Origin of the sequence: Streptomyces sp. NBC_01381 (assembly GCF_026340305.1) — a bacterium.
In the GTDB taxonomy this organism is placed as follows: Bacteria; Actinomycetota; Actinomycetes; order Streptomycetales; family Streptomycetaceae; genus Streptomyces.
This window is the reverse complement of the sequence record NZ_JAPEPI010000004.1, coordinates 113,807-136,497: the sequence shown is the minus strand read 5'-3', so window position 1 is coordinate 136,497 and position 22,691 is coordinate 113,807. Positions and strand designations below refer to the sequence as shown.

Sequence of the window (22,691 nt, the reverse complement as noted above, 5' to 3'; positions counted from 1 at the left end):
GCCGTCACATGTTCAACAGTGACCAGAAGCGGTCGACGATCTGCTCCAGATAGGCCCGGCCCTGCTCGCCGGACGCGGACTTGCCGACCATCCCCCGGCTCAAGGTCGCGGTCATCAGGTTCTGGTACTCCTGGTGCATCAAGCGCAGCGGTGCTTCGAGCATCTTTCGGTCGATACCCGTCAGTTTCGCAAGGGCTCGGGAGTGCGCCTGCCAGCGGGTGCTGACCGCCTCGCCGAGCAGTTCGGCCAGGCGGCCGTTCCCGCCCGTGACCGCGAGACGGTCGCGTACGGAGAGCCCGAGCACGGACGCCAGCGCTCCTGACTGGCGCGCGTCACCCGTCCATACGCCCGTGCGCTCGGCGGCATCGTATTCGGCGGTGTCCATGCCGACCGCACGGGCGACATCGACGGCGGCATAGCCGCGGATCAGCCGATGCTCCCTCAACGCACGGGGTGTACCGATGAGTTGGGTCGGCTCGCACCACAGCACCGCGGCGAGTGCGGCGAGTTCGCCCGGGTTGGGCGCGGCGATCCCGCGTTCCCACGCGGCGATCGTGTCGGGGGTGATGTGCCCCATGCCGAACGAGGCGCGCATCCCGTGCGCGACATGGCCGGGGGCCATGCCGAGGGACTCGCGGATGCGGCGCGCGGCACCGGCGTCGAAGGGCGGGGGCGGGTCATGGGAGGGGGGACCAGGCACAGCCCGGGATAATAGAGACAGATGATCGATTTGGCTACTGTGCGTTCCACAGACCCCACATTTAGTGCATAGATCCAGGGGCAGTTTTCGTGCATACATCCAGCGGGCGCGGGGTGTAGCCGCAGAACCTCCATAACGTCCTTGCAACCATTGCCACTTCGGGGCAATCGAGCGCGCATCGCCGACCATCCGTCCGTATGATCCACAGCGCTTCGCATGTGCGTTCGCGCATCACGCCGCCGACGACGGAGTCGGATGTTCATCCAACAGTCCCCTGATTCCGGATGCGTTCACCCGCGCACGCTCCATGCGCTCCCAAGTCATGCGCACATCCTGGAGAGTTGATGAAACCCAGCGCGACCGGCGCTCCGCACGACGCGTACCCGGCACCCAGCGGACCCCGTGTCCCCAGCGGTCCGCTCGACCGCTACTTCCGCATCAGTGAACGCGGGTCGACCTACGGCCGGGAGATACGCGGTGGATTCGCCACGTTCTTCACGATGGCGTACATCCTGGTGCTCAACCCGATCATCCTGAGCGGCGCCAAGGACAAGACCGGCGCCGAGCTCGACCCGGCCCAGCTGGTCACGGCCACCGCGCTCGTGGCCGCCGTGATGACGGTCATCATGGGCATCGGCGGCAACCTCCCGCTCGCGCTCGCGGCCGGACTCGGTCTCAACGCGGTCGTCGCCTTCCAGCTCGCCCCGTTGATGACGTGGGACGACGCGATGGGCCTGATCGTCCTCGAAGGCATCATCATCTGCGTGCTGGTCCTGACCGGTCTGCGCGAGGCGGTCATGCATGCCATCCCGCAGCCGCTCAAGCAGGCCATCAGCGTCGGCATCGGCCTGTTCATCGCGTTCATCGGCTTCGTCGACGCCGGGTTCGTCACCCGCATCCCGGATGCCGCGAACACGACCGTGCCGGTGCAGCTCGGCACGGGCAACCTCACCGGCTGGCCGATGTTCGTGTTCTGCTTCGGGGTCGTGCTGACGATCGTGCTGCTCGCCCGCAAGGTCAGGGGCGCGATCCTCATCAGCATCGTCGTGACGACCGTCCTCGCCCTGGTCCTGAACAAGGCGGCGGACATCAAGACGTGGGGCCTGACCACGCCCGAGCTGCCGGACTCCCTCGTGGACAGCCCCGACTTCGGGCTGCTCGGCAAGTTCGACGTGTTCGGCGCCTTCGGTCAGGTCAGCGTCGTCACCGTACTGCTGCTCGTCTTCACGCTCATCCTGTCCGACTTCTTCGACACCATGGGCACGGTCGTCGGTGTCACGGCGGAGGCGGACCTGCTCGACGAGCAGGGCCAGGTGCCGGGTCTGGGCCGGGTGCTGCTCATCGACGGCGCGGCGGCGGTGGCGGGCGGTGCCGCGTCGGCCTCCTCCGCGACCACGTACATCGAATCGGCGGCGGGTGTCGGCGAAGGCGCCCGCACCGGCTTCGCCAACCTTTTCACCGGCGGCCTGTTCGCCATCGCCCTCTTCCTCACCCCGGTGCTGACCATCGTGCCCATGCAGGCGGCGGCACCCGCGCTCGTCGCCGTCGGCTTCCTGATGATGACGCAGGTCAAGCACATCGACTGGGACCGCTACGACATCGCGATCCCGGCGTTCCTGACCATCGCCGTCATGCCGTTCACCTACTCCATCACCAACGGCATCGGCGCCGGCTTCCTCGCGTACGTCATCATCAAGACGGCGCTCGGCCGGGCCCGCGAGGTGCACTGGCTGCTGTGGGGTGTCTCGGTGCTGTTCGCCGTCTACTTCGCCATCGACCCGATCGAGCAGTTGCTCGGCGTCAAGTGACGAAAGCGGGCCCAGGGTCGATCCCCTGGGCCCGCTGCACGTTTCACCCGGTCCGGCGTACTCGCGGCGCTAGCTCAGCGTCTTCAGCGCCGCCGCGTCGTACGGCTTCAGCTCCGCGGTCCGGTCCCCCAGGACCTTCGCCGCCCACTGCGGGTCCTGGAGCAGGGCGCGGCCGACGGCGACCATGTCGAACTCGTCGCGCTCCATGCGGTCCAGGAGGTTGTCGATGCTGCCGAGCGCGGCGCCCTCGCCCGCGAACGCACGGATGAAGTCACCGTCGAGGCCGACCGAGCCGACGGTGATGGTGGGCCTGCCGGTGAGCTTCTTGGTCCAGCCCGCCAGGTTGAGGTCCGAGTCTTCGAACTCCGGGAGCCAGTAGCGGCGCGTGGAGGCGTGGAAGGCGTCGACGCCCGCCGCGGCGAGCGGGGCCAGGATCGCCTCCAGCTCTTCCGGGGTCTCGGCGAGGCGCGCGTCGTAGGCCTCCTGCTTCCACTGCGAGTAGCGGAAGATCACCGGGAACTCGGGCGAGACGGCCGCGCGGACCGCCGCCACGATCTCCGCCGCGAACTTCGTACGGGCCACGGCGTCACCGCCGTACGCATCGGTACGGCGGTTCGTCCCCTCCCACAGGAACTGGTCGAGGAGATAGCCGTGGGCGCCGTGCAGCTCGACGCCGTCGAAGCCGATGCGCTCGGCGTCCGCGGCGGCCTCGGCGAAGGCGCCGATGACGTCGTCCAGGTCGCTCCGGGTCATCGCCTTGCCGGTGCCCTCGGTTCCGTCGACGCGGATGCCGGAGGGGCCGACGGCGGGCGCGTCGGGGTAGGGCGCCTCGCCCTGCTTGCGCACCATGCCGATGTGCCACAGCTGCGGGACGATCGTGCCGCCCGCCGCGTGCACGTCATCGGCGACCTTCGCCCAACCCGCGAGCTGCTCCTCGCCGTGGAACCGCGGCACACGGTCGCTCTGTCCGGCCGAGTCGTGGCCGACGTACGTCCCCTCGGTGACGATCAGGCCCACGCCCGCGGCGGCGCGACGGGCGTAGTAGGACCGCACGTCCTCGCCCGGAACGCCGCCCGGGGAGAACATGCGCGTCATCGGCGCCATCGCGATCCGGTTCGGGACGGTCAAGCCGTTCAGCGCGACGGGCCGGGACAGGATCTCGGCCGCGCGGGAGGCCGAGGACGTAGTGACGGTCACGGTGGTGCTCCTCGTGGAAACTTGACAACTTAGATGCTTGATAAACTCAAGCAACGTCTAGACGGTAAACGCCGATATTTAAGATCGTCAAGTTTCACGAGGTAAAGTGACCCTCATGACAGGCTCTCCCCGCACCGACACGGCCCGGCTCATGGAGCTGCTCTCGCTGTCGCTCGGCGCCTACTACGGCGACTTCACGCTCGCGGCGGCGAGCGAAAACCTCACGGCCAGCCAGGGCAAGGCACTGACCGTCCTGCGCCGCGGCCCCGCGGCCATGCGCTCCCTGGCCGACACCCTCACCTGCGACGCGTCGAACATGACCGGCATCATCGACCGCCTGGAGAAGCGCGGCCTGGTCCGCCGGGAGCCAAGCCCCTCCGACCGACGCGTCAAGAACGTCGTCCTCACCACGGAGGGCGAGCGCGCCACGGACGCGATCCGCGCCAAGATGCAGGCGACGCAGGAGGGCCTGGACCGCCTCACCACCCAGGAGCGCGAAACCCTCCACACCCTGCTGGAGCGAGTCTTCCTCGCGCAGCCCGCCATCTGACCCCTCAGTGCTGGATCAGGCCACCGACCGGGACGGAAGCGACGTGGCCGGTCACCGGAGTGGTCTGCGCCAGGGCGAGGCCGATGTCGACCAGCGATGACCGGCGCAGGAGAGCGACCTCGGGGATCGGGGTCCACACCGACTCGGCGGTTTCGCCGTTGGGCTCGGGCCGGAGTCGGCCGCCGGTGATGCGGACCTCGTAGAAGATACCGACGTTCTGGTGCTCGACTCCCGCACGCGCGGCGGCCGCCGGGATCACCCTTGAGTCCACGCCCAGCAGGCGTTCGACCACCGCGTCACAGCCGGTCTCCTCGGCGACCTCCCGGATCACGGCGTCGAACGGATCCTCCGCGTGCTCGACCCTTCCGCCCGGGAGCGTCCAATTGGTTTCGCCCTGCGGTGGAACGTGGTGGGCGAGCAGCACCCGCCCGTCCTCGATGCACACGGCGTACGCCGCCAGCCGGAAGCTCATCCCCCACATCTACCACCGGCCCGCCTCAGCTCACCGCCCTCTTCACGAGCGCCCCGATCCTCGCCTCGTCCTCGGCCGTCAGCTGCTTCAGTGCGAAGGAGGCCGGCCACATGGTGCCGTCGTCGAGGTTCGCCCTGTCGCTGAAGCCGAACGTCGCGTACCTCGCGTTGAACTTCTGCGCGCTCTGGAAGAAGCAGACGACCTTGCCGTCCTTGGCGTAGGCGGGCATCCCGTACCAGAGCTTCGGTGCCAGGTCCGGCACGGCCGTCCTGATCACGGCGTGGATGCGTTCGGCCATGATCCGGTCCGACTCCTGCATCTCGGCGATCTTCGCGAGCACGGCGGCTTCGTCCTCCGCCGCCTTGTCGGCGCGTGATGCGCGGCGCGCCGACGCCTTCAGTTCCTGGGCGCGGGCCTTCATCGCGCCGCGTTCCTCATCCGTGAATCCGTCGAACTTCTCGGCGGTCGCGGTGGTGCCGGTGGCGGGGCTCTGGGTGGACTTCATGGCGGGTTCCTTACGGTGCGTGGCTGCTGGGTGAGGGTGCGGGGGCAGGCCCGGGAGGAGCCGCCGTGGCGGCGGCTCCCCCCGACGGACCGGCCGGGTGGTGAGCTGGTGGGTGGGGTGATGGCGGGGCGGATGTGCCAGTCGCCGTCAGCCCCACGCGCCGGCGATCTGGCGGGTCGCGGCGTTGAGCCGGTTGAAGAGGTTGGTCACGCCGATCATGAGGACCAGCGCCGCCAGCTGCTGCTCGTCGAAGTGCGTGGCGGCCGCGTCCCACACCTCGTCGTTCACCGCGTCGGGACGGTCGGCGAGCCGCGTCGCGGACTCGGCAAGCGCGAGCGCGGCCCGCTCCGGCTCGGTGAAGTAGGGAGCCTCGCGCCAGGCGGCGACCGTGGCGAGGCGCTCGTCGCTCACCCCGGCCTTGCGGGCCGTCTTCGCGCCGCCGTCGACGCAGGCGCTGCAGCCGTTGATCTGGCTGACCCGCAGGTGCACCAGCTCCAGGGTCTGTCCGTCCACCCCTGCGGAGTGCACGGCCTTGAAGAGCGTCTGGATGGGCTGCATCGCGTCGGGCAGGACGACGGCGGGGTTCTTCATACGGGACTGCATCATGATCTGCTCCTCGTTCCGGTCGGTGCCCCGTTCCCTCGGGGCGTGACTCCATATCAGCCGGGTCTGCTCGCCACGGCCACGGCGATGGGACACCGTGGGACACGTGAAACAGCCTTGAGCTGCGGCGACTTGGCCAGGTAAGTTCCTGCCGAAACGGGACACGGGGGGGCACTTGATGGATGGTCCACAGCGGGCGACGAAGGCAGACCCACAGAACGAGCTGGCCGCCCGGCTGCGGCTGCTCCAGGAACTGTCCGGGCTCGGCGTACGAGCCCTTGCACGGGACACCGACCTCAGCTCGTCGTCCCTTTCGCGCTACCTCAGCGGCCAGACCGTCCCGCCCTGGCCCGCGGTGATCGCGCTGTGCCGGCTCGTCAAGCGCGACCCCCGTCCCCTGCGCCCCCTGTGGGAGCGGGCATCCAACCCCCTCCCCGCTCCCCCGAAGTCCAGCCGCCAGGGCCGGCCGAGGCCCCGCAACGATCTGCCGCGCGACGTGCCCGACTTCACCGGCCGCGAGGCCCAACTCGCCACCGTGCTCGCCGCGGTGGACAGCCACCGGGTCGTCGCGATCGACGGCATGGCCGGTGTCGGCAAGACCTGTCTGGCGATGCACGCCGCGCACCGGCTCGCCGCCGACTTCCCGGACGCCCAGCTCTATGTGGACCTGCACGGCTTCACCGAGGGCCGCGAGCCGCTCGATCCCGACTCCGCGCTGCGGATGCTGCTCGGCGCGCTCGACGTCCCGTCCGAGAAGGTCCCGCGGGAGGGCGTCGAACAGCTCGCCGCCTGCTGGCGCTCCGAGCTGGCCGACCGGCGGGTCGTCGTGGTCATCGACAACGCGGCCGATGCCGACCAGGTCCGCCCGCTGCTGCCCGGCGCCGGTACGTCCGTCGCCCTGATCACCAGCCGCAACCGGCTCATCGGCCTCGACGAGGTGCCCCCGGTCTCCCTTGACGTGCTGAGCCCGCAGGAGAGCGCCGAGCTCCTCGCCCGTGCCAGCGGCGACCCGAGCGGTCCCGACGGACGGCTCGGCCGCGACCCGGAGGCCGCCGCCGAGGTGCTGCGGCTGTGCGGTCATCTGCCGCTCGCCCTGCGCCTCGCCGCGGCCCGGCTGCGGCACCGGCCGGGCTGGACGGTGGGCATCCTCGTCGAGCGGATGGCCGAGGGCGCGAGCGAGTTCGACACCGCGTTCGCCATGTCCGTACGGCAGTTGGACCGCTCCCAGGCCCGCCTGTTCCGTCTCCTCGGCCTGCTGCCCGGGGGTTCCTTCGACGCGTACCTGGCGGCGGCGCTCGCGGACGTGCCGCTGCACAGCGCGCGGGCGATGCTCGAGGACCTGGTCGACGCGCACCTCGTACAGGAGTCGACGGCCGGCCGCTACCGGCTGCACGACCTGGTGCACCAGCACGCGCGGCGGGCCGGCGCGGAGCAGGACTCACCGGCCGAGCGGGAGCGGGCCCTTGGCCGCTTCCTCGACTACTACGTGCACGCGGCGGCCGCCGCCGACGCCGCGATGCCGTTCCTCTCCCCCGGCCGACCGGCCTCCGCGGGGCAAACCCCGGCCGCGCTGCCGCGCTTCACGGACAAGAACGCGGCGTTCGCCTGGCTCGTCGCGGAGTACGAGAACTTGGTGGCCGCCTTCGAGACGGCCGCCGCCGTCGGGGCCGACGCACACGTCTGCGAGCTGCCGCGCTTCCTGCGGGCGTACTTCGCGCGGCGCTGCGGCACCACGCATCTCAACGTGCTCTTCGAACGGTCACTCGCCGCCGCCGAGCGCCTGGGAGATCCGCTCCAACTGGCCGACGCACACAGCGACTTGGGCTTCGCGCGCTACAACGCGGGCCGGATGACGGAGGCCGCCGCCGCGTACGAGGCGGCACAGCCGCGGCTCTCCCAGGCAGGGGACTCGGCGTCGGAGGCCGAACTGGCCATGCGGCGCGGCTATTTGAAGTGGGACGAAGGGCATGTGGAGGAGCCGCTCGAACTCTTCAAGCAGGCAGGGAAGTTGTACGAGCAGGCCGGCTGCCCGGCGGGCGAGGCCCAGGCGGCCGCGTCGGAGGCCTGGGCGATGCTGCAGCTGGGACATCGCGAGGAGGCGGCACAGCGGGCCAGGGAGGTGCTCGGCATGCCCCACACCGACCCCGCGTGGCCGCCCGCGCTGACGGCTCGGATCACCCTCGGCGTGGCCATCGCCCACGAGGAGCCGGACGAGGCGGCGGAGCACCTGCGTCAGGCGCTGGCGCTGGCACGCGAGGACGGGCACCTGCACAACGAGGCGTGGTGCCTCAACTGCCTGGGTGTGGCACTGCGGCGGATGGGCCGCTACGAGGAGGCGCTGGCCAGCCACCGGGAAGCGTTCGCGCTCCTTGACGAGCTGTTCGAGGAGCACTGGAAGGTCCGCTTCCTGAACGGCTACGCCGAGACCTGCCGCCTCGCGGGCCTCCCGGACGAGGCCCTGCGCCTGCACCGGCAGGCGCTGGAGCTCGCCCCGGTCCTTGGCTACGGCCACGAGGCAGCGCTGGCCCACGAGGGCATCGCGACCGTGCTCGACGAGACGGATCCGGCGGCGGCCGCGGAGCACCGCGCGGCCGCCCAGGCGGTACCGGTGCCGGTGCCGGTCCCTCGGGAGACGACAACCCCCTGACGAACTACGTCACTTGACGGAATCCACCGCACTCGCGCCCTCCTAGCTTGCTTCGCGTGGCCGCAATGGCCCGAGACACCGAGGGAGATGTCATGAGCGCGAGTCCGGAACCGAGGAACGTCGTTCTCGTCCACGGAGGCTTCGTGGACGGATCAGGCTGGCAGGCGGTGCACGACAGCCTCACACGGGACGGGTACGACGTCAGCGTCGTCCAGAACCCGACACTGTCCCTCGAAGGGGACGTCGCCGCGGTGCGTCTGGTCCTCGACGCCCAGGAGGGGCCGGTCGTCCTGGTCGGTCATTCCTACGGCGGCGCCGTGATCTCCCAGGCGGGCAACCACCCGAAGGTGGCGGCGCTGGTGTACATCGCGGCGTTCGCGCCGGACAAGGGCGAGTCGGTGAGCACACTCATCGCCGACCCTCCGCCGGGTGCCGCCGTCCCGCCCATCCTGCCGCCCAGGGACGGCTTCCTGTTCCTGGACCGCGCGAAGTTCGCGGATGCCTTCGCCGGTGACCTGCCTGCCGAGCAGGCGGCGTTCCTGGCCGACGCCCAGGTTCCGTGGGGAGTCGACGCGCTGTCCGGAGCCGTGGTGGAGCCGGCCTGGCGGGTGAAGCCGAGCTGGTATCTCGTGGCGACCGAAGACCGTATGATCCCGCCGCCCGCGCAGCGTGCGATGTCCGAGCGGACGGGCTCCCAGGTCGTCGAGGTCGCCGCAAGCCACGCCGTCTATCTCTCGCAGCCCGCCGCGGTGGCCGCCTTGATCAGGCAGGCAGCCGGCAACTGACGCTGAGGCACGCCCCTCCTGCCCTCGGCCGCCCCGGGCGTACTGTGCGGGATGGGGCAAGGGGGGCGTGCATGGGCGGCGAGGGTCCTCAACCGGTGGAGCCGGCAGGTGAGTTGATCGGGCGTGGCCCGGAACTCGACATGATGCGGCGGTTCGTCGACGGGGTCGCCACGTTCGGGGGCGCACTCCTGTTGTCCGGGGAAGCCGGTGTCGGCAAGACGGTTCTGCTGGACGCCGCGGCCTCGTATGCCCGCGGCGCCGGCCTGCGGGTGGTGCGGGCCGCCGGTGTGGAGTTCGAGAGCACGGTCAGCTTCGCGGGGCTCCACCAGATTCTTCACCCGCTGCTGCCCGGGCTCGGGCAGCTGACCGGGCCGTACCGCGGGGCGCTGAGCGTCGCGCTGGGCCTGGACGACGGTCCTGCGCCTGATCAACTCCTTGTGTCGAACGCGGCGTTGGCTCTGCTCGTCCAGGCAGCGGCAGAGCGCCCGTTGCTGATGATCGTCGACGATCTGCCGTGGCTCGACCGTGCCAGCGCGGTGGTCCTCGGCTTCCTCGCCCGCCGCCTCGATGCCGGCCGGGTCGGCCTTCTCGGCGCGTACCGTTCGGAAGAGGGCAGCTTCTTTGAACGCGGTGGAGTGCCCGTCCACCCCGTACAGCCCCTCGACACGAGCGCGGCGACAGAGCTGATTCAAGGCCACTTCCCGTCGCTGGCACCCCGCGTACGCGACCGGCTGCTCGCGGAAGCGCAGGGCAACCCCCTGGCCCTGCTGGAACTGCCCATCGCGCTCAGCGGCACGCAACGCTCCGGATCCGGAGTGCCCGACGTACTGCAGCTGAGCCGTCGTCTCCAGGCCGTTTTCGCCTCCCGTGTCGAGGCCCTGCCCGCCCGAACCCGGCTGCTTCTGCTGTACGCGGTCCTCGACGGCACCGGCGACCTCAGTGTCCTGGCGTCTGCCGGGGCCGGGCGGATGAGCGTGGCGGATCTGGCGTACGCGGAGCGGGCGGGCCTGGTGCGGGTATACGACCGGACCGGCCGCTTGGCGTTCCGTCATCCGCTGACCCGCTCGGCCGTCGTGGATCTTTCGACGAGCGACCAGCGCCGCACGGTGCACCGGGCACTGGCCGAGCACCGGGCCGATCGGTCCGAACGACGCGCCTGGCACCTCGCGCAGGCCACGGTCGAGCCCACCGAGGAAGTCGCGCGGCTGCTCGAACAGGTGGCACACGACATCGTGCGGCGCGGCGACGCGGCCGGCGCCGTCGCCGCACTGCTGCGCGCGGCGGACCTCAGTCCGCGCGGCCACGACCGCAGCCGCCGGATCGCCGAAGCGGCCTACCTCGGCGCGGATCTGACGGGCGATCTGCGCGATGTGCCCCGACTCCTCGAAGAGGCCCGCAAGGCCGACGGCGGACGGGCCGGGCCGCTGGTCGCTGCGGTCGCCGCCGCACACCACATCCTCCTCAGCGGTGAGGGTGACCTCGACACGGCCCACCGTCTCCTGGCCGGCGCGATCGAGATGCAGCACCAGCCGTACGACGCGACGGACACCACCATGGTCGAGGCGCTCTACACCCTCGCCTGGGTGTGCCACGGCAGTCACCGTGCCGCACTGTGGAAGCCCCTGCACCAGGCGCTCGGCCTGCTGAAACCGGAGGTCCCGGACCGGCTGGCCCTGATCCTCGGCACCGTCGCCGACCCGGCCCGGACGACACCGACCGCACTCGGCAGGCTGGATGAGGCCATCGCCTCCCTCGACCAGGAGGCCGACCCGGTCCGCGTCATCCGGATCGCCATGGCATCCCTCTACGTCGACCGGCTCGCCGGGTGCAGGACGGCGCTGCGGCGCGTGCTGCGTGACGGGCGGGACACCGAATCGGTCACCCTGGAACTCCAAGGACTTGTCTTCCTCGGCAGGGACTGTTTCGCGGCAGGCCAGTGGGACGAGCTGGAGACGCGGGCAGACCACGGCCGGCGTCTCGGCGAAGCCCACAGCTACCGGCTCCTCTCGACGGACTTCCTGTACCAACGGGCCCTGGTCGCCGCGGCACGCGGCGACGACAGCGCCACGAGAGCCCTGACGGACGAGATCACCTCGTGGGCCGCGCCCCGCCACGTCGGGTTCTTCCTGTCCTGCGCCTCGCACGCGAAGGCACTTGGCGCGCTCGGCCACGGCCGGTTCGAGGACGCCTACCGGCACGCGTCCGCGGTCAGCCGCGCGGGAGAACTCGCCCCACACGTCCCCACGGCCCTGTTCCTGATCATGGACCTCGTCGAGGCCGCGGTCCGGACAGGACGGAGCGTGGAGGCGGCCGCGCACGTCGCGGCGGCGCACGAAGCCAGCGTCGCCGCGATCTCGCCCCGGCTCGCCCTGGCCGTGAAGGCATCCGCAGCGATCGCCGCGGACGGTCTCCGCGCGGTCGAGCTCTTCGAAGAGGCACTCGCCATACCCGCCGCCGACCGCTGGCCGTTCGAACTGGCCCGGGTCCACCTCACGTACGGCGAACGCCTCCGACGGGCAAGGTCCACCAAGAAGGCACGCGTACACCTTGGGGCCGCGCTCGACACCTTCGAGCGGCTCGGCGCCGCCCCGTGGGCAGCCCGGGCGCGCAACGAACTGCGGGCCACCGGGCTTTCCCTGGGGCACGGCACAAGAACCGGACCCGCCTCGCTCACCCCACAGCAACGGGAGATCGCCCTGCTCGCGGCCGCCGGCCTCACCAACAAGCAGATCGGCGAGCGGCTCTTCCTCTCCCCGCGCACGGTCTCCACCCACCTGCACCAGCTCTTCCCCAAGCTGGGTGTGACCTCCCGGGCGGCGCTGCGTGACGCGTTGGGAAACGTGCCTCAGGAACCGCCGATCTGATCGCGGGGGACGTGTGCACCCACCGCGGGGCTCACATGGATGCGCAGGTCGCCGAACCGGTGGGACGGCCAGCCGTCGGCGTACTCCGGCGGCTCTTCGCTCGCCGCGGCGAGAGCGGCCGTCGGCGTGTGCTGTGCGGTCCGCAGGATGTCCGCGCCGGTGGTGCTGGCGTTGTGGCCGTCCGTCTGGGCGGAGGCGCACCCGGCGTAGAAGGCGATCGGCAGGGCTTCGGGCCCGGACAGCACGCACGGCGGCCGCACGCCGAGGCGGTGGAGTTCGGATGCCGTGCCGGCCCAGTCGCGGCGCGAGGCGGTGGAACCGTCCACGGCGTCCTCCAACACCGCGTACTGCACGGCCAGATGCCCGGCCATGGCGAGCGCCACCAGCGTCACGGCCACCGGCCGCCATGCGCGGCGCGTGGTGGTGACCAGGTGGGTGAGGGCGTCGGCGACCGGGATGGCGAGCAGCGCGTAGAAGGGCAGCAGGAAGCGCGGCGCGGCGTATCCGATCATGAACAGGTACGGGATGCTCGCCGTCGTGGCGCAGGCCAGCGGCAACAGTGTGCGCGCGGTACGCCCGGACCTGACCGCGACCACGAGGCCGAGTCCGGCGAGCAGTGGCAGGACGAACCACCACGCGATCAGCTCCGGGGGCGGAATCGAACCGGTGCACGGTCGGCACAGCGTCTGGCCGCGCAGGCTGCGCAGCTGATCGCCGATGGCGATGTTCCAGCCGAGACCGCCCTGGATCCGGGACGCGTCGGCGAGCCGCGCGCCCAGACCGCCGAAACTGACGTACGCCTCGACGATCCACCCGGCGGCGCCGGTCGCAAGACCCGCGACGAGCGCCGCCAGCGGACGTGGCCGGCGGTGGACGCAGACCAGCAGAGCGAGCAGGGGGAGGGTCACCCAGACGGCGTCGGTGGGCCGCATCCACGCCATCAGCGCCGCGCTCGCGCCCAGGCCCCACAGCGCGGCCCGGTCGGAGCGGTCCGCCTGCGCCCGCAGGAGACAGCCGACACCCGCCAGGGCGCCGATCGCGACCCAGTAGTTGGGCATGACCTCCGGGCCGTAGAAGACGGTCACCCAGAGCGTCGCGAACAGGGCGCCGGCCAGGGCAAGCACTCGTACGGGAAACAGCCCGCGCCAGGCGCGCAGCGCAAGGAACAGGCCGAGCCCGGACAGCAGGGCGAGATAGACCCGCAGAAGTTCGGTGGACGACGACCACGAGGCGATCGGCGCGACGAGCAGGGAGATCCCGCGGGCACGGGGCGCGCTGAAGAACGCCGCCGGGGCGTGGCCGCTGACCTGGCTGACGTACACCGCCTCGTCCCAGCCGAGGCCCATCCCGGGCCGTACCAGGGCCAGTTGGGCCAGCACGAAGCCGACCGCCACGGCCGCCGGCAAGCCCCGCCCTCCGGTACGTCGCGTACGTCGCGAAGTGCGGACGGCCGGCACCGGGCCGTGGCGCTCCGCTTCGACGAGCCGGACGTTCAAGGTGTTGACCATCGCCTGCCTTTCACCCGTCCACGCCTGAGGGTTCCTCCGCTCCGCAGGACGCAGACCGAAGGAACGTAAATCAGTAAAAACGTGGACAAATTACCCCGTGATGGTCAGAAGCGCAGAGTGAAGGCGTCCATCCGGAGGAGCAGCCTGCGAGCCTGATGCCTCGTCAGCCCAGGAAGCTCAGTCGCACTTGACGCATCGTCGAGGAGAACGGGGCCGTCCCAGCGGCCCGCTGCCCCGCTCCCCCTGCGACGTATGCTTGCGCCGGTCAGGGGAGGAGGGGCCATGGGGCGAATGCCGTCGGCGCAGCGGCGCAGGCAACTGGTCGAGGCCGCGATCCGGGTGATGGCCCGCGACGGCGTCGCGAAGACCACGACACGGTCCGTCGTGGCGGAGGCGGGCGTCTCGCTGAGCGTCTTCCACTACTGCTTCGACTCCAAGCAGGAGTTGCTCGAAGCGGTGATGGACACCATCTCCGAGCACTCCGAGTCGGACGTCCTGACCACGCTCATCCGCAGACCCACCCTGCGCGAGACGATCCGCGCCGGGCTCCAGGCGTACTGGGACCATGTGCTGGCCAATCCCGGCGAGCACATGCTGACGTACGAGCTCACCCAGTACGCCCTGCGGGAGCCCGGCTACGAGCATCTCGCCCGGCGGCAGTACGAGCGCTACGTCGCGGCCCACACCAAGGTGATCCGCCAGCTCCCCGCCGTCCTCGGCGTGGAGCTGGCGGTGCCCGAACCCGCGGCCGCCAGGTATCTGGCCGCGCTGACCGACGGGCTCACCCTCAACTTCCTCGTCCTTGGCGACGAGGAGAAGGCGGGCGACGTACTGGACATCGTCGCGGACCAGATCCTGACGCTCGTACGGGAGTAGCTCGTACGGGAGTAACCGGGTCAGCGGCTGTAGACCGCTGCCTCATTGATGGAATAGCCGTACTTGGTGGCCCGCGTCACGCCGTGGATACGGACGTAACGCGCCTCCACCGGCTTGAACACCGCGTTGTCCAGGCCTCCGTCCGCGCTGTCCGTGGACCACACGGTCCGCCACTCGGTCCCGTCACCCGAGACCTCGATCCGGTAGCCCCGCGCGTAGGCCTTCTCCCAGTCGAGGGAGACCTTGCCGACCGTACGGGTGTCGCCCAGATCAAGCCGCAGCCACTGGTCGTCCGACCAGCCGCTCGCCCATCGCGTGCCGGTGTCGCCGTCCACGGCCTTCCCGGCGGCGTAGCTGGTGAACGGGTTCCACTCCGTGTCACTGGCGCTCGCCGCCGCGTTGGCGGCGAGGTTGGGTGCGGGCTTGTGGCCTTCGGTCGCCTTCCAGGTGCGGAGGTAGGACTCCGCGCCGCCGAGCAGGTCCTCCACCGTGCCCTTGCCGCCGCTGAGCCGCATCTGCTCGAGCCAGTCGGGCACCATGCCGACGTGGGCCGCACCGTCGGTGTTGAAGTCCCAGGTGCGGTCGCCGGTGCGCTGCCGGTCGACGACGGAGCCGCCGTCGGCGGTGCGGAAGGGGTACTTGACCGCGTTGGGGGCATCGGGTCCTTCCGGTCCCGGCCAGCCGCCGACGCCGTTCATGTCGGTGCCGTAGCCGAGTCCGACGCCGTACTTCTCGCGCAGCGGCTTGGTCCCCGCGGACTCCTTGGCGAAACTGTCGGCGCTGGACATGTACGAGGACTTGAAGCCGCCGAGACGGTAGAGCCGCTCCAGCCAGCCGTCGTCCATCCAGCTGTGGCTGGAGAGCGCGCCGGGGTAGTCCGCCGACTCCAGCATGTCCAGGGCGCGGTCGGCCGCCTTGACGCTCATGTGGTCGACCTCGAGCATCATGTTGCGTTTCATCATCCCCTTGACCGCGTACTCGCCCAGGCGGGTAAGACCGCGGGTGTTGCACTGCGCGTCGCTGTCGTACGTGGGGACCTTGGCGCCGGCGGGGAGCAGCTTGCTCACCTCGGCGGGGGCGGCCGCGTTGCCGGAGGGGTTGTCGTGCTGCGGACCGCTGCACTTCTCCGTACGCCAGAAGGTGCCGGTGGAGAGGAACTGGCCGATGTTCACGGCCGTTCCGATGGTGCCCGAGTCCATCCGCACCCCGCAGAGCGCGTTGTCGAACTTGTGGCACAGGAACATGCTGCGCACACCCAGCTTGTGCAGCTCGTCCAGACCGCTGTCGATGTCGGCCTGGCTGCACTGGGGTACGCCGAGGATCTGCTTGCAGCCGAAGGGCTCCGAGGTCTCGACGCCGAGCACCACGGCGAGCTTGCCCTCCTCAGCGACCTGGCGGGCCTGGGCGGAGTCGGTGACGATACGGAAGAAGCCCTTGCCCTTTCCGCCGTAGATCTTGTCGATGTAGTCCTGCATCTCGTAGGTCTTACGGGCCTCGAGGCGGATGGCGTCCATCTCGTTGCAGCCGCGGTCCCTGACGTAGATCGAACACAACAGGCCGTTGGAGACCAGGTCGTTGACCAGGATCCGCTGGCCGCCGCGCCAGGCTCGCTCCAGCCATGCGTAGTAATTCTGCTGGTGGCTGAGGGAGTTGTGGGCCGGCCAGTCCTTGAACGTCGGCCAGCCCACCGGGTCGTGGTGGCCGTCCGCACCGCCGGTGACGTTCTCGAAGAGAGCGAGCGCGCCGTCGGGATAGTGCTCGGGGCAGTCCTTGAGGGCATCGGCGACGCCCTCGGTGGAGAACGCCTTGCCGCAGATGATGCGGCCGCCGAAGCCCTCGTTGGACATCAGGTGATTGTGCCCGTCGACAAATCCGCGGACCCGGCCCTTGCTGTCCGTGCCGCGGAAGGGTTCGCCGGTGACGTTGATCTGCGAATCGGCGGCGGGCCGCGCGGTGGGCTCCCACCAAGGGGTGTCGGCGCCCGCGGCCGGTGGGGAGCCGACGGTGAAAGCCAGCAGGAGGGCGACGACAGCGGCAAAGAGTCCGCGTCTGCGGAGGAGGGTCATCCGGGGCTACCTTCGCTGTCCGGGATGGGCGCGCGCTAACTTACTCGCGCGTAGGTCCCGTCGAGGATGGCGCGACCCTGACAACCAGTCAATAGTCCGGGACAGATGACCTATTTGACAGGTCGTCAGCCTCGTCGGCGGTCAGAGCCCTGACCCCGTTTGCCCCCTTCAGGAACCCCCAAGAAAGCTCAACCGCACCTGACGGTCGGGGTTGTCCCGGTTCGTATCCACCAGGCACACCGACTGCCACGTCCCCAGCTCCAGCCGGCCCCCCAGCACCGGCAACGTCGCATGCGGGGCCACCAGCGCCGGCAGGACGTGGTCGCGGCCATGGCCGGGGCTGCCGTGGCGATGCTGCCAGCGGTCGTCGGCCGGGAGCAGGGTGTGCAGGGCGGCCAGGAGGTCGCTGTCGCTGCCCGCGCCCGTTTCCAGGATCGCGATGCCGGCGGTCGCGTGGGGGACGAAGAGGTTGAGGAGGCCGTCGCGGCCGGCCGCCGCCACGCGCAGGAAGCGCTCACAGTCGCCGGTGAGGTCGAAGACCTTCTCGGTCGAGCCGGTGTTGATGTTCAGGACATGGGTGGTGAAAGCGTCGGACATGGGGCCATCCTCCCGCACGCCACTCCCATTCACTGATACGCGGCGTCCGCCTTTCGAGACGGCGTTGACCGTACGTGGACGATCTCGCTACGTTCTGCGGCATGTTGCGTTCAGCTCTGCTCACCACGCGCGGTCACATCGACCTGCTGCGGGTGGCTTCTGCTGCGTGTCGCCCCGGCTGCTGACGTTCCTCCCTCAGCCCGCTTTTCACTCTTCGCGGTTCTCTGCCGCGCCTGCCTTCGCCGCCCTCTCTGCCCTCTCCGCCCTGCCGCTTGCGCGCGGTTGATCTCACCGTCCCGCGCGTAGGCCTTTCGGGCATCGGGCAGCCCTCCCTCCTGCCGAGGAGCACCCATGAGCATCAGTCATGCCCCGCCGGATTCACTGCCAGACATTTCGGAAATATCCAAGTCTGTCGAGGGCACACCGCCGACCGGGCCCGAACTCGTCCCCATCATCCCCTCGTCCACCCGCCGCACCCGCGTCCCCCGCTGGCTGCGCCGCACCTCAGGCCCGCTCGCGCTGCTCGCCCTGTGGCAACTCCTCAGCTCCACAGGGGTATTGGCCAAAGACATCCTCGCCTCGCCCGGGACCATCGCCGGCGTCGCCCGCGACCTCATCGCTGACGGGTCGCTGACCTCCGCCATGGGGGTGTCCCTGCAGCGCGTCGCGATCGGGCTGCTGCTCGGCGCCCTCGTGGGGACCTCACTCGCCCTCGTCTCGGGGCTCTTCCGCATCGGTGAGGATCTCGTCGACGCCAGTGTGCAGATGCTGCGCACCGTGCCGTTCGTCGGGCTCATCCCGCTGTTCATCATCTGGTTCGGCATCGGCGAGGCGCCCAAGGTCGCCATCATCACGCTGGGCGTGTCGTTCCCGCTGTACCTGAATGTGTACGCCGGGATTCGCGGGGTCGACTCGCAGCTCATCGAGGCCGGGGAGTCGCTGGGGCTCTCGCGGTGGGGGCTCGTGCGGCACGTGATCCTGCCGGGCGCCCTGCCCGGGGCGATGACGGGGCTGCGGTACTCGCTCGGCATCGCCTGGCTCGCTCTCGTCTTCGCCGAGCAGATCAACGCGGACTCGGGCATCGGCTTCCTGATGGTCCAGGCGCGTGACTTCCTGCGGACCGACGTGATCGTGGTCTGCCTGATCGTCTACGCCTTCCTCGGCCTCGTCGCCGACTTCATCGTCCGCACCCTCGAAAGGCTGCTGCTGCAATGGCGACCGACGTTCACCGGCCGGTGACCCCCACCGCCGGCAAGGCCCCGACCGCCCCCGCCGCCCAGCCGACTTCGGCCGTACGGGTCGAAGGTCTTACCCGCTCCTTCGACGGGCGCGCCGTCATCGATCAGCTCGAACTCGACGTGAAACCGGGTGAGTTCGTGGCGCTGCTCGGGCGCAGCGGCTGCGGCAAGTCGACCCTGCTGCGCATTCTTGCCGGGCTCGACCGGGACATCCGGGGCACGGTCCTCGTGCCGCGCCGCAAGGCCGTCGCGTTCCAGGCGCCGCGCCTCATGCCGTGGAAGCGCGTGTGGCGCAACGTACTGCTCGGCCTCAAGGGAAAGCCTCAACGTAGCGTCGCAGAACGGGCGTTGGAGGAGGTCGGCCTCAAGCACCGTACGAACGCCTGGCCCAAGACGCTCTCCGGCGGTGAGGCCCAGCGTGCGTCACTCGCCCGTGCCCTTGTGCGCGAGCCCGATCTGCTGCTGCTCGACGAGCCGTTCGGCGCGCTCGACGCCCTCACCCGCATCAAGGCCCAGCGGCTCGTCGACGAGCTGTGGCAGCGGCGTGGGTGCGCCGTGCTCCTTGTCACGCACGACGTCGAGGAAGCGGTGCTCCTCGCCGACCGGGTGCTCGTCATGGACGAGGGAGTCATCGCGTACGAGACACAGATCGATCTGGACCGGCCGCGCGGCATCTCCGACCCCCGCTTCGCCGAGCTGCGCGCCGAACTCCTTCGACGCCTGGGCGTCGACGCACCCGCCCACGCGGAACCCGCCGCCGCGGCGTGAACCACCGGCCGCTCCCCTCCCCCGTGAACAGCACGAACCCACCGAACGGACGCACACTCACCATGCGACGACACCATGCCGCCCCCGCTCTGCTCCTCCCCCTGGCCCTGCTGCTCGCCGCCTGCTCCGGCACCTCGTCCGCCGGCACATCGGCGGGCGGCGCGGGCGGCGGCACCGACGGAAAGGGCTCGCTCACCCTCAACGTCGGTGACCAGAAGGGCGGTTCGGAGGCCGTGCTGCGCGCGGCCGGGGAACTCGACGACCTGAACTACAAGATCCGCTGGTCGACCTTCACCTCCGGACCGCCGCTCCTGGAGGCCGTCAACGCCAAGGCCGTCGACATCGGCGCCGTCGGCAACACGCCGCCGGTCTTCGCGGCGGGCGCCGGCTCGAAGATCTCCGTGGTGGCCGCCAGTCACGGCACGGCGGCGGGCGAGGCGATTCTCGTCCCGAACGACTCGCCCCTGAAGAAGCCGCAGGACCTCAAGGGCAAGTCCGTGGCCGTGGCGCAGGGTTCGTCGGCGCACTTCCAGTTGATCGCGTCCCTGAAGGAGGCCGGGCTCGCCTTCAAGGACGTCAAGGTCAAATATCTGCAGCCGGCCGACGCACTGGCCGCGTTCACCAGCGGCAAGGTGGACGCGTGGGCCGTCTGGGACCCGTACACCTCGCAGGTCCTGCAGGGGAAGAAGGGCCGCGTCCTGACCGACGGCGACGGAGTGGTGAACGGCCTCAACTTCCAGGTGGCCGCGCCCGGCGCGCTGGGGGACAAGAAGAAGTCCGCGGCCATCGCCGACTACCTGAAGCGGCTGCGCAAGGCGCAGGACTGGGTCCACGACCACCCTGAGGCGTGGGCGAAGGTCTGGGCGAAGGACACCGGTCTTCCGTACGAGGTCGCGCTCGACGCGGTCAAGCGCAGCAACGGCACCCGGGTCTCGGTGGCCGTGGACAAGAACGCGATCGCCTCCGAGCAGGACATCGCGGACACCTTCACCGATCTGAAGCTGATTCCGCGCCGCATCGACTTCGGCGACTTCGTCGACACCCGCTTCAACGGCGACCTGCCGCCCTCCACCAGCAAGCCGCGCACCTACGGCAAGGAGTCCTGACCATGACTGTCCACCTCAACTGGTTCCTGCCGACCGGCGGCGACGGCCGTACCCTCGTCGACCGGCACGCCTACACCGACGGCGGCGTCAAGCGCTCCCGCGTCACTCCGGTCAGCGGAGTGCGGGCCCCCGACATCGACTATCTGATCCAGATCGCCAAGGCGGCCGAGCAGTTGGGCTTCGAGGCGGTGCTCACGCCGACCGGAACGTGGTGCGAGGACGCCTGGCTGACGACGGTCGCGCTCGCCCAGCACACCGAGCGGCTTAAGTTCCTGGTGGCGTTCCGGCCCGGTGTCATCTCCCCCGTGCTCGCCGCGCAGATGGCGGCCACGTATCAGCGCATCACGCGGGGACGGCTGCTCCTGAACGTCGTCACGGGCGGCGACTCCACCGAGCAGCGGCGCTTCGGCGATCATCTCGACCACGATCGCCGGTACGCCCGTACCGACGAGTTCCTCTCGATCGTCCGGGGAGTCTGGAGCGGCCGGCCCTTCGACTTCGACGGCGAGCACTACCAGGTGGAGGGCGGCCTCACCGCGCTGCCGCCGGACCCGCTGCCCGAGATCTTCTTCGGTGGTTCGTCGGCGGCGGCCGGTCCTGTCGCGGCGCGGCACACGGATGTGTATCTGACGTGGGGCGAGCCGCCGGAGCAGGTCAAGCAGAAGATCGACTGGATCGCCGGGCTCGCCGAGGAGGAGGGGCGCACGGTCCGTTTCGGGATCCGACTGCACACGATCTCCCGCGACTCCGCCGCCGAGGCATGGGCCACGGCGAACCGGATGCTCGACGATCTCGACCCGGACACGGTCGCCGCCGCGCAGCAGGCGCTCGGCCGCAGCGAGTCCGTGGGCCAGCAGCGGATGCTCGCGCTGCACGGCGGTTCCCGAGACGACCTGGAGATCTCGCCCAATCTGTGGGCCGGGGTCGGTCTGGTGCGGGGCGGCGCGGGCACGGCCCTGGTGGGCAGTCACGCGGATGTGGCCGACCGGATCGAGGAGTACCACTCCCTCGGCATCGAGCACTTCGTCCTGTCGGGCTATCCGCACCTGGAGGAGGCGTACTGGTTCGGGGAGGGCGTGATCCCCGACCTTGCGGCGCGCGGGCTGCTGCCGCGCATTCCGGCCTCGCAGCTGGCCGGGGTTCCCGCGGTGAACGGACGTCCGGCGTCCGCTCCGGGGGGTGCGCCGCTGCTGGTGGCCGGAGGCCGCTGACCTGGCCTCCTTGGTCCGCTGACCAGCGGGTGCGACGCGCGGGAAGATCCCGGGCCCCGATGGAGTTAGTAGAAACGTGAACGACATCGGGGCGCGGGACGCGGCCGCACAGCAGGCGGCACAAGAGGTGGACGTGGTCGTCATAGGCGCCGGGCAGGCGGGTCTGTCCAGCGCCCATCATCTGCGCAGGGTCGGCTTCGAGCCGGACCGGGACTTCGTCGTCCTGGACCACTCGCCCCGGCCCGGCGGCGCATGGCAGTTCCGCTGGCCGTCGCTCACGTACGGAAAAGTGCACGGCATGCACTCGCTGCCCGGCATGGAACTGACGGACGCCGACCCCGCGCGCCCCTCGTCGGACGTCATCCGCGAGTACTTCGACGCCTACGAGCGGCGCTTCGACCTCCGGGTGCGCCGTCCCGTCGACGTACACAAGGTGCGCGAGGGCGACGGCGGGCGGCTGCTCGTCGAGACCTCGGCCGGAACCTGGGCGACGCGGGCGCTGATCAACGCCACGGGCACGTGGGACCGGCCGTTCTGGCCGCGCTATCCGGGGCAGGACACGTTCCGTGGGCGGCAGTTGCACACGGCCGTGTATCCGGGGCCCGAGTCCTTCAAGGGGCAGCGGGTGATCGTCGTGGGCGGCGGGGCGTCAGGCACCCAGCATCTGATGGAGATCGCGCCGTACGCCGCCGAGACCACCTGGGTCACACGGCGGGAGCCCGTCTTCCGCGAGGGACCGTTCGACGAGAACTGGGGGCGCTCGGCCGTCGCCATGGTCGAGGAACGGGTGCGGCAGGGGCTCGCGCCGCGGAGCGTGGTGTCGGTGACCGGACTGCCCGTCAACGACGCCATCCGGCGGGCGCGAGCCGACGGGGTGCTGGACCGGCTGCCGATGTTCGACCGCATCACGCCGAGCGGCGTGGAGTGGGACGACGGGCGGCGGGTGGATGCCGACGTGATCCTCTGGGCCACCGGATTCCGGGCGGCGATCGAGCACTTGGCGCCGCTGCGGCTGCGCGAGGCCGGGGGCGGAATCCGCCTCGAAGGCACTCGGGCCGTCGCCGACCCCCGCGTCCACCTGGTGGGGTATGGGCCTTCGGCCAGCACGATCGGCGCGAATCGCGCGGGGCGTGCGGCGGTGCGGGACATCCGGCGGCTGCTTGACGGGGTGCCGGTCGCGGTGTGATGCG

At 70.5% G+C, this 22,691-nt stretch carries 20 protein-coding genes; 12 read left to right on the top strand and 8 right to left on the bottom strand.

What is annotated here, in order from left to right; all coding sequences use genetic code 11:
• Positions 1–4 precede the first annotated feature (4 nt).
• Entirely contained in the window at positions 5–700 is a 696-nt protein-coding gene (locus OG453_RS41870) for a helix-turn-helix transcriptional regulator (protein WP_266874032.1), read from the bottom strand.
• A gap of 344 nt (positions 701–1,044) precedes the next feature.
• On the opposite strand from OG453_RS41870, the gene OG453_RS41865 reads away from it, so the two are divergent.
• Positions 1,045–2,508: an NCS2 family permease gene (locus OG453_RS41865; protein ID WP_266874031.1), complete on the top strand. Its 1,464-nt coding sequence runs from the start codon at positions 1,045–1,047 to the stop codon at positions 2,506–2,508.
• 69 nt (positions 2,509–2,577) lie between these two features.
• Here OG453_RS41865 and OG453_RS41860 read toward each other — a convergent pair whose 3' ends face one another.
• On the bottom strand, positions 2,578–3,705 hold the full coding sequence (locus OG453_RS41860) for an NADH:flavin oxidoreductase (RefSeq protein WP_266874030.1): 1,128 nt from the start codon (positions 3,703–3,705) through the stop codon (positions 2,578–2,580).
• A gap of 115 nt (positions 3,706–3,820) precedes the next feature.
• On the opposite strand from OG453_RS41860, the gene OG453_RS41855 reads away from it, so the two are divergent.
• Entirely contained in the window at positions 3,821–4,255 is a 435-nt protein-coding gene (locus OG453_RS41855; RefSeq protein ID WP_266874029.1) for a MarR family winged helix-turn-helix transcriptional regulator, read from the top strand.
• Between the two features lie 4 nt (positions 4,256–4,259).
• Here the strand turns inward: OG453_RS41855 and OG453_RS41850 are convergent, their stop codons facing one another.
• The 3 genes from OG453_RS41850 to OG453_RS41840 form a co-directional block, all read right to left on the bottom strand.
• Complete coding sequence (locus OG453_RS41850; protein WP_266874028.1) at positions 4,260–4,727, bottom strand: NUDIX hydrolase; 468 nt, start codon at positions 4,725–4,727, stop codon at positions 4,260–4,262.
• 25 nt (positions 4,728–4,752) lie between these two features.
• Positions 4,753–5,232 (bottom strand): iron chaperone, encoded by a 480-nt coding sequence (locus OG453_RS41845; protein WP_266874027.1) that lies wholly within the window; start codon positions 5,230–5,232, stop codon positions 4,753–4,755.
• Between the two features lie 147 nt (positions 5,233–5,379).
• The gene (locus OG453_RS41840) at positions 5,380–5,835 is read right to left on the bottom strand and encodes a carboxymuconolactone decarboxylase family protein (protein WP_266874358.1); all 456 of its coding nucleotides are present in this window, start codon (positions 5,833–5,835) and stop codon (positions 5,380–5,382) included.
• A gap of 178 nt (positions 5,836–6,013) precedes the next feature.
• Here OG453_RS41840 and OG453_RS41835 point away from each other — a divergent pair, with 178 nt between their 5' ends.
• The 3 genes from OG453_RS41835 to OG453_RS41825 all read left to right on the top strand — a co-directional run bounded on the left by OG453_RS41835 (position 6,014) and on the right by OG453_RS41825 (position 12,131).
• Positions 6,014–8,482 (top strand): tetratricopeptide repeat protein, encoded by a 2,469-nt coding sequence (locus tag OG453_RS41835; RefSeq protein ID WP_266874026.1) that lies wholly within the window; start codon positions 6,014–6,016, stop codon positions 8,480–8,482.
• Between the two features lie 92 nt (positions 8,483–8,574).
• Positions 8,575–9,267, top strand: a complete 693-nt coding sequence (locus OG453_RS41830; RefSeq protein WP_266874025.1) for an alpha/beta fold hydrolase — start codon at positions 8,575–8,577, stop codon at positions 9,265–9,267.
• A gap of 71 nt (positions 9,268–9,338) precedes the next feature.
• Entirely contained in the window at positions 9,339–12,131 is a 2,793-nt protein-coding gene (locus OG453_RS41825; RefSeq protein WP_266874024.1) for a helix-turn-helix transcriptional regulator, read from the top strand.
• Here OG453_RS41825 and OG453_RS41820 read toward each other — a convergent pair.
• Positions 12,113–13,477 (bottom strand): hypothetical protein, encoded by a 1,365-nt coding sequence (locus OG453_RS41820; RefSeq protein ID WP_266874357.1) that lies wholly within the window; start codon positions 13,475–13,477, stop codon positions 12,113–12,115. The two genes, OG453_RS41825 and OG453_RS41820, sit on opposite strands and share 19 nt — an antisense overlap.
• 444 nt (positions 13,478–13,921) lie before the next feature.
• On the opposite strand from OG453_RS41820, the gene OG453_RS41815 reads away from it, so the two are divergent.
• Positions 13,922–14,515 (top strand): TetR/AcrR family transcriptional regulator, encoded by a 594-nt coding sequence (locus tag OG453_RS41815; protein WP_135329171.1) that lies wholly within the window; start codon positions 13,922–13,924, stop codon positions 14,513–14,515.
• A gap of 20 nt (positions 14,516–14,535) precedes the next feature.
• Here the strand turns inward: OG453_RS41815 and OG453_RS41810 are convergent, their stop codons facing one another.
• On the bottom strand, positions 14,536–16,581 hold the full coding sequence (locus OG453_RS41810; RefSeq protein ID WP_266874023.1) for a discoidin domain-containing protein: 2,046 nt from the start codon (positions 16,579–16,581) through the stop codon (positions 14,536–14,538).
• Positions 16,582–16,749: 168 nt separating this feature from the next.
• On the bottom strand, positions 16,750–17,178 hold the full coding sequence (locus OG453_RS41805; protein ID WP_266874022.1) for a YjbQ family protein: 429 nt from the start codon (positions 17,176–17,178) through the stop codon (positions 16,750–16,752).
• Between the two features lie 101 nt (positions 17,179–17,279).
• Here OG453_RS41805 and OG453_RS45460 point away from each other — a divergent pair, with 101 nt between their 5' ends.
• The 6 genes from OG453_RS45460 (at position 17,280) to OG453_RS41780 (ending at position 22,687) form a co-directional block, all read left to right on the top strand.
• Positions 17,280–17,363, top strand: a complete 84-nt coding sequence (locus OG453_RS45460) for a putative leader peptide (RefSeq protein ID WP_353962314.1) — start codon at positions 17,280–17,282, stop codon at positions 17,361–17,363.
• Between the two features lie 166 nt (positions 17,364–17,529).
• Positions 17,530–18,417, top strand: coding sequence for an ABC transporter permease (locus tag OG453_RS41800; RefSeq protein ID WP_266874021.1), 888 nt, complete (start codon positions 17,530–17,532; stop codon positions 18,415–18,417).
• Positions 18,390–19,184 carry an ABC transporter ATP-binding protein gene (locus tag OG453_RS41795; protein ID WP_266874020.1) on the top strand — a complete coding sequence of 265 codons (795 nt, stop codon included), beginning with the start codon at positions 18,390–18,392 and terminating at the stop codon, positions 19,182–19,184. The genes OG453_RS41800 and OG453_RS41795 overlap by 28 nt, the downstream gene beginning before the upstream one ends.
• Positions 19,185–19,246: 62 nt before the next feature.
• A complete protein-coding gene (locus tag OG453_RS41790) occupies positions 19,247–20,290 on the top strand; it encodes an ABC transporter substrate-binding protein (RefSeq protein WP_266874019.1) in 1,044 nt (347 codons plus the stop codon).
• A 2-nt stretch (positions 20,291–20,292) separates the two neighbouring features.
• Positions 20,293–21,501: an LLM class flavin-dependent oxidoreductase gene (locus OG453_RS41785; RefSeq protein WP_266874018.1), complete on the top strand. Its 1,209-nt coding sequence runs from the start codon at positions 20,293–20,295 to the stop codon at positions 21,499–21,501.
• A gap of 76 nt (positions 21,502–21,577) precedes the next feature.
• Positions 21,578–22,687, top strand: a complete 1,110-nt coding sequence (locus OG453_RS41780) for an NAD(P)-binding domain-containing protein (protein ID WP_266874017.1) — start codon at positions 21,578–21,580, stop codon at positions 22,685–22,687.
• The last annotated feature ends 4 nt before the right edge of the window (positions 22,688–22,691 follow it).

Bases quoted from the DNA above. Each gene is read 5' to 3' on its own strand.
- OG453_RS41865 (WP_266874031.1), top strand. From the start codon at position 1,045: ATGAAACCCAGCGCGACCGGCGCTCCGCACGACGCGTACCCGGCACCC.
- OG453_RS41855 (WP_266874029.1), top strand. From the start codon at position 3,821: ATGACAGGCTCTCCCCGCACCGACACGGCCCGGCTCATGGAGCTGCTC.
- OG453_RS41850 (WP_266874028.1), bottom strand. From the start codon at position 4,727: ATGAGCTTCCGGCTGGCGGCGTACGCCGTGTGCATCGAGGACGGGCGG.
- OG453_RS41845 (WP_266874027.1), bottom strand. From the start codon at position 5,232: ATGAAGTCCACCCAGAGCCCCGCCACCGGCACCACCGCGACCGCCGAG.
- OG453_RS41840 (WP_266874358.1), bottom strand. From the start codon at position 5,835: ATGCAGTCCCGTATGAAGAACCCCGCCGTCGTCCTGCCCGACGCGATG.
- OG453_RS41835 (WP_266874026.1), top strand. From the start codon at position 6,014: ATGGATGGTCCACAGCGGGCGACGAAGGCAGACCCACAGAACGAGCTG.
- OG453_RS41830 (WP_266874025.1), top strand. From the start codon at position 8,575: ATGAGCGCGAGTCCGGAACCGAGGAACGTCGTTCTCGTCCACGGAGGC.
- OG453_RS41825 (WP_266874024.1), top strand. From the start codon at position 9,339: ATGGGCGGCGAGGGTCCTCAACCGGTGGAGCCGGCAGGTGAGTTGATC.
- OG453_RS41820 (WP_266874357.1), bottom strand. From the start codon at position 13,477: ATGGGCCTCGGCTGGGACGAGGCGGTGTACGTCAGCCAGGTCAGCGGC.
- OG453_RS41815 (WP_135329171.1), top strand. From the start codon at position 13,922: ATGGGGCGAATGCCGTCGGCGCAGCGGCGCAGGCAACTGGTCGAGGCC.
- OG453_RS41810 (WP_266874023.1), bottom strand. From the start codon at position 16,581: ATGACCCTCCTCCGCAGACGCGGACTCTTTGCCGCTGTCGTCGCCCTC.
- OG453_RS41805 (WP_266874022.1), bottom strand. From the start codon at position 17,178: ATGTCCGACGCTTTCACCACCCATGTCCTGAACATCAACACCGGCTCG.
- OG453_RS45460 (WP_353962314.1), top strand. From the start codon at position 17,280: ATGTTGCGTTCAGCTCTGCTCACCACGCGCGGTCACATCGACCTGCTG.
- OG453_RS41800 (WP_266874021.1), top strand. From the start codon at position 17,530: ATGAGCATCAGTCATGCCCCGCCGGATTCACTGCCAGACATTTCGGAA.
- OG453_RS41795 (WP_266874020.1), top strand. From the start codon at position 18,390: ATGGCGACCGACGTTCACCGGCCGGTGACCCCCACCGCCGGCAAGGCC.
- OG453_RS41790 (WP_266874019.1), top strand. From the start codon at position 19,247: ATGCGACGACACCATGCCGCCCCCGCTCTGCTCCTCCCCCTGGCCCTG.
- OG453_RS41785 (WP_266874018.1), top strand. From the start codon at position 20,293: ATGACTGTCCACCTCAACTGGTTCCTGCCGACCGGCGGCGACGGCCGT.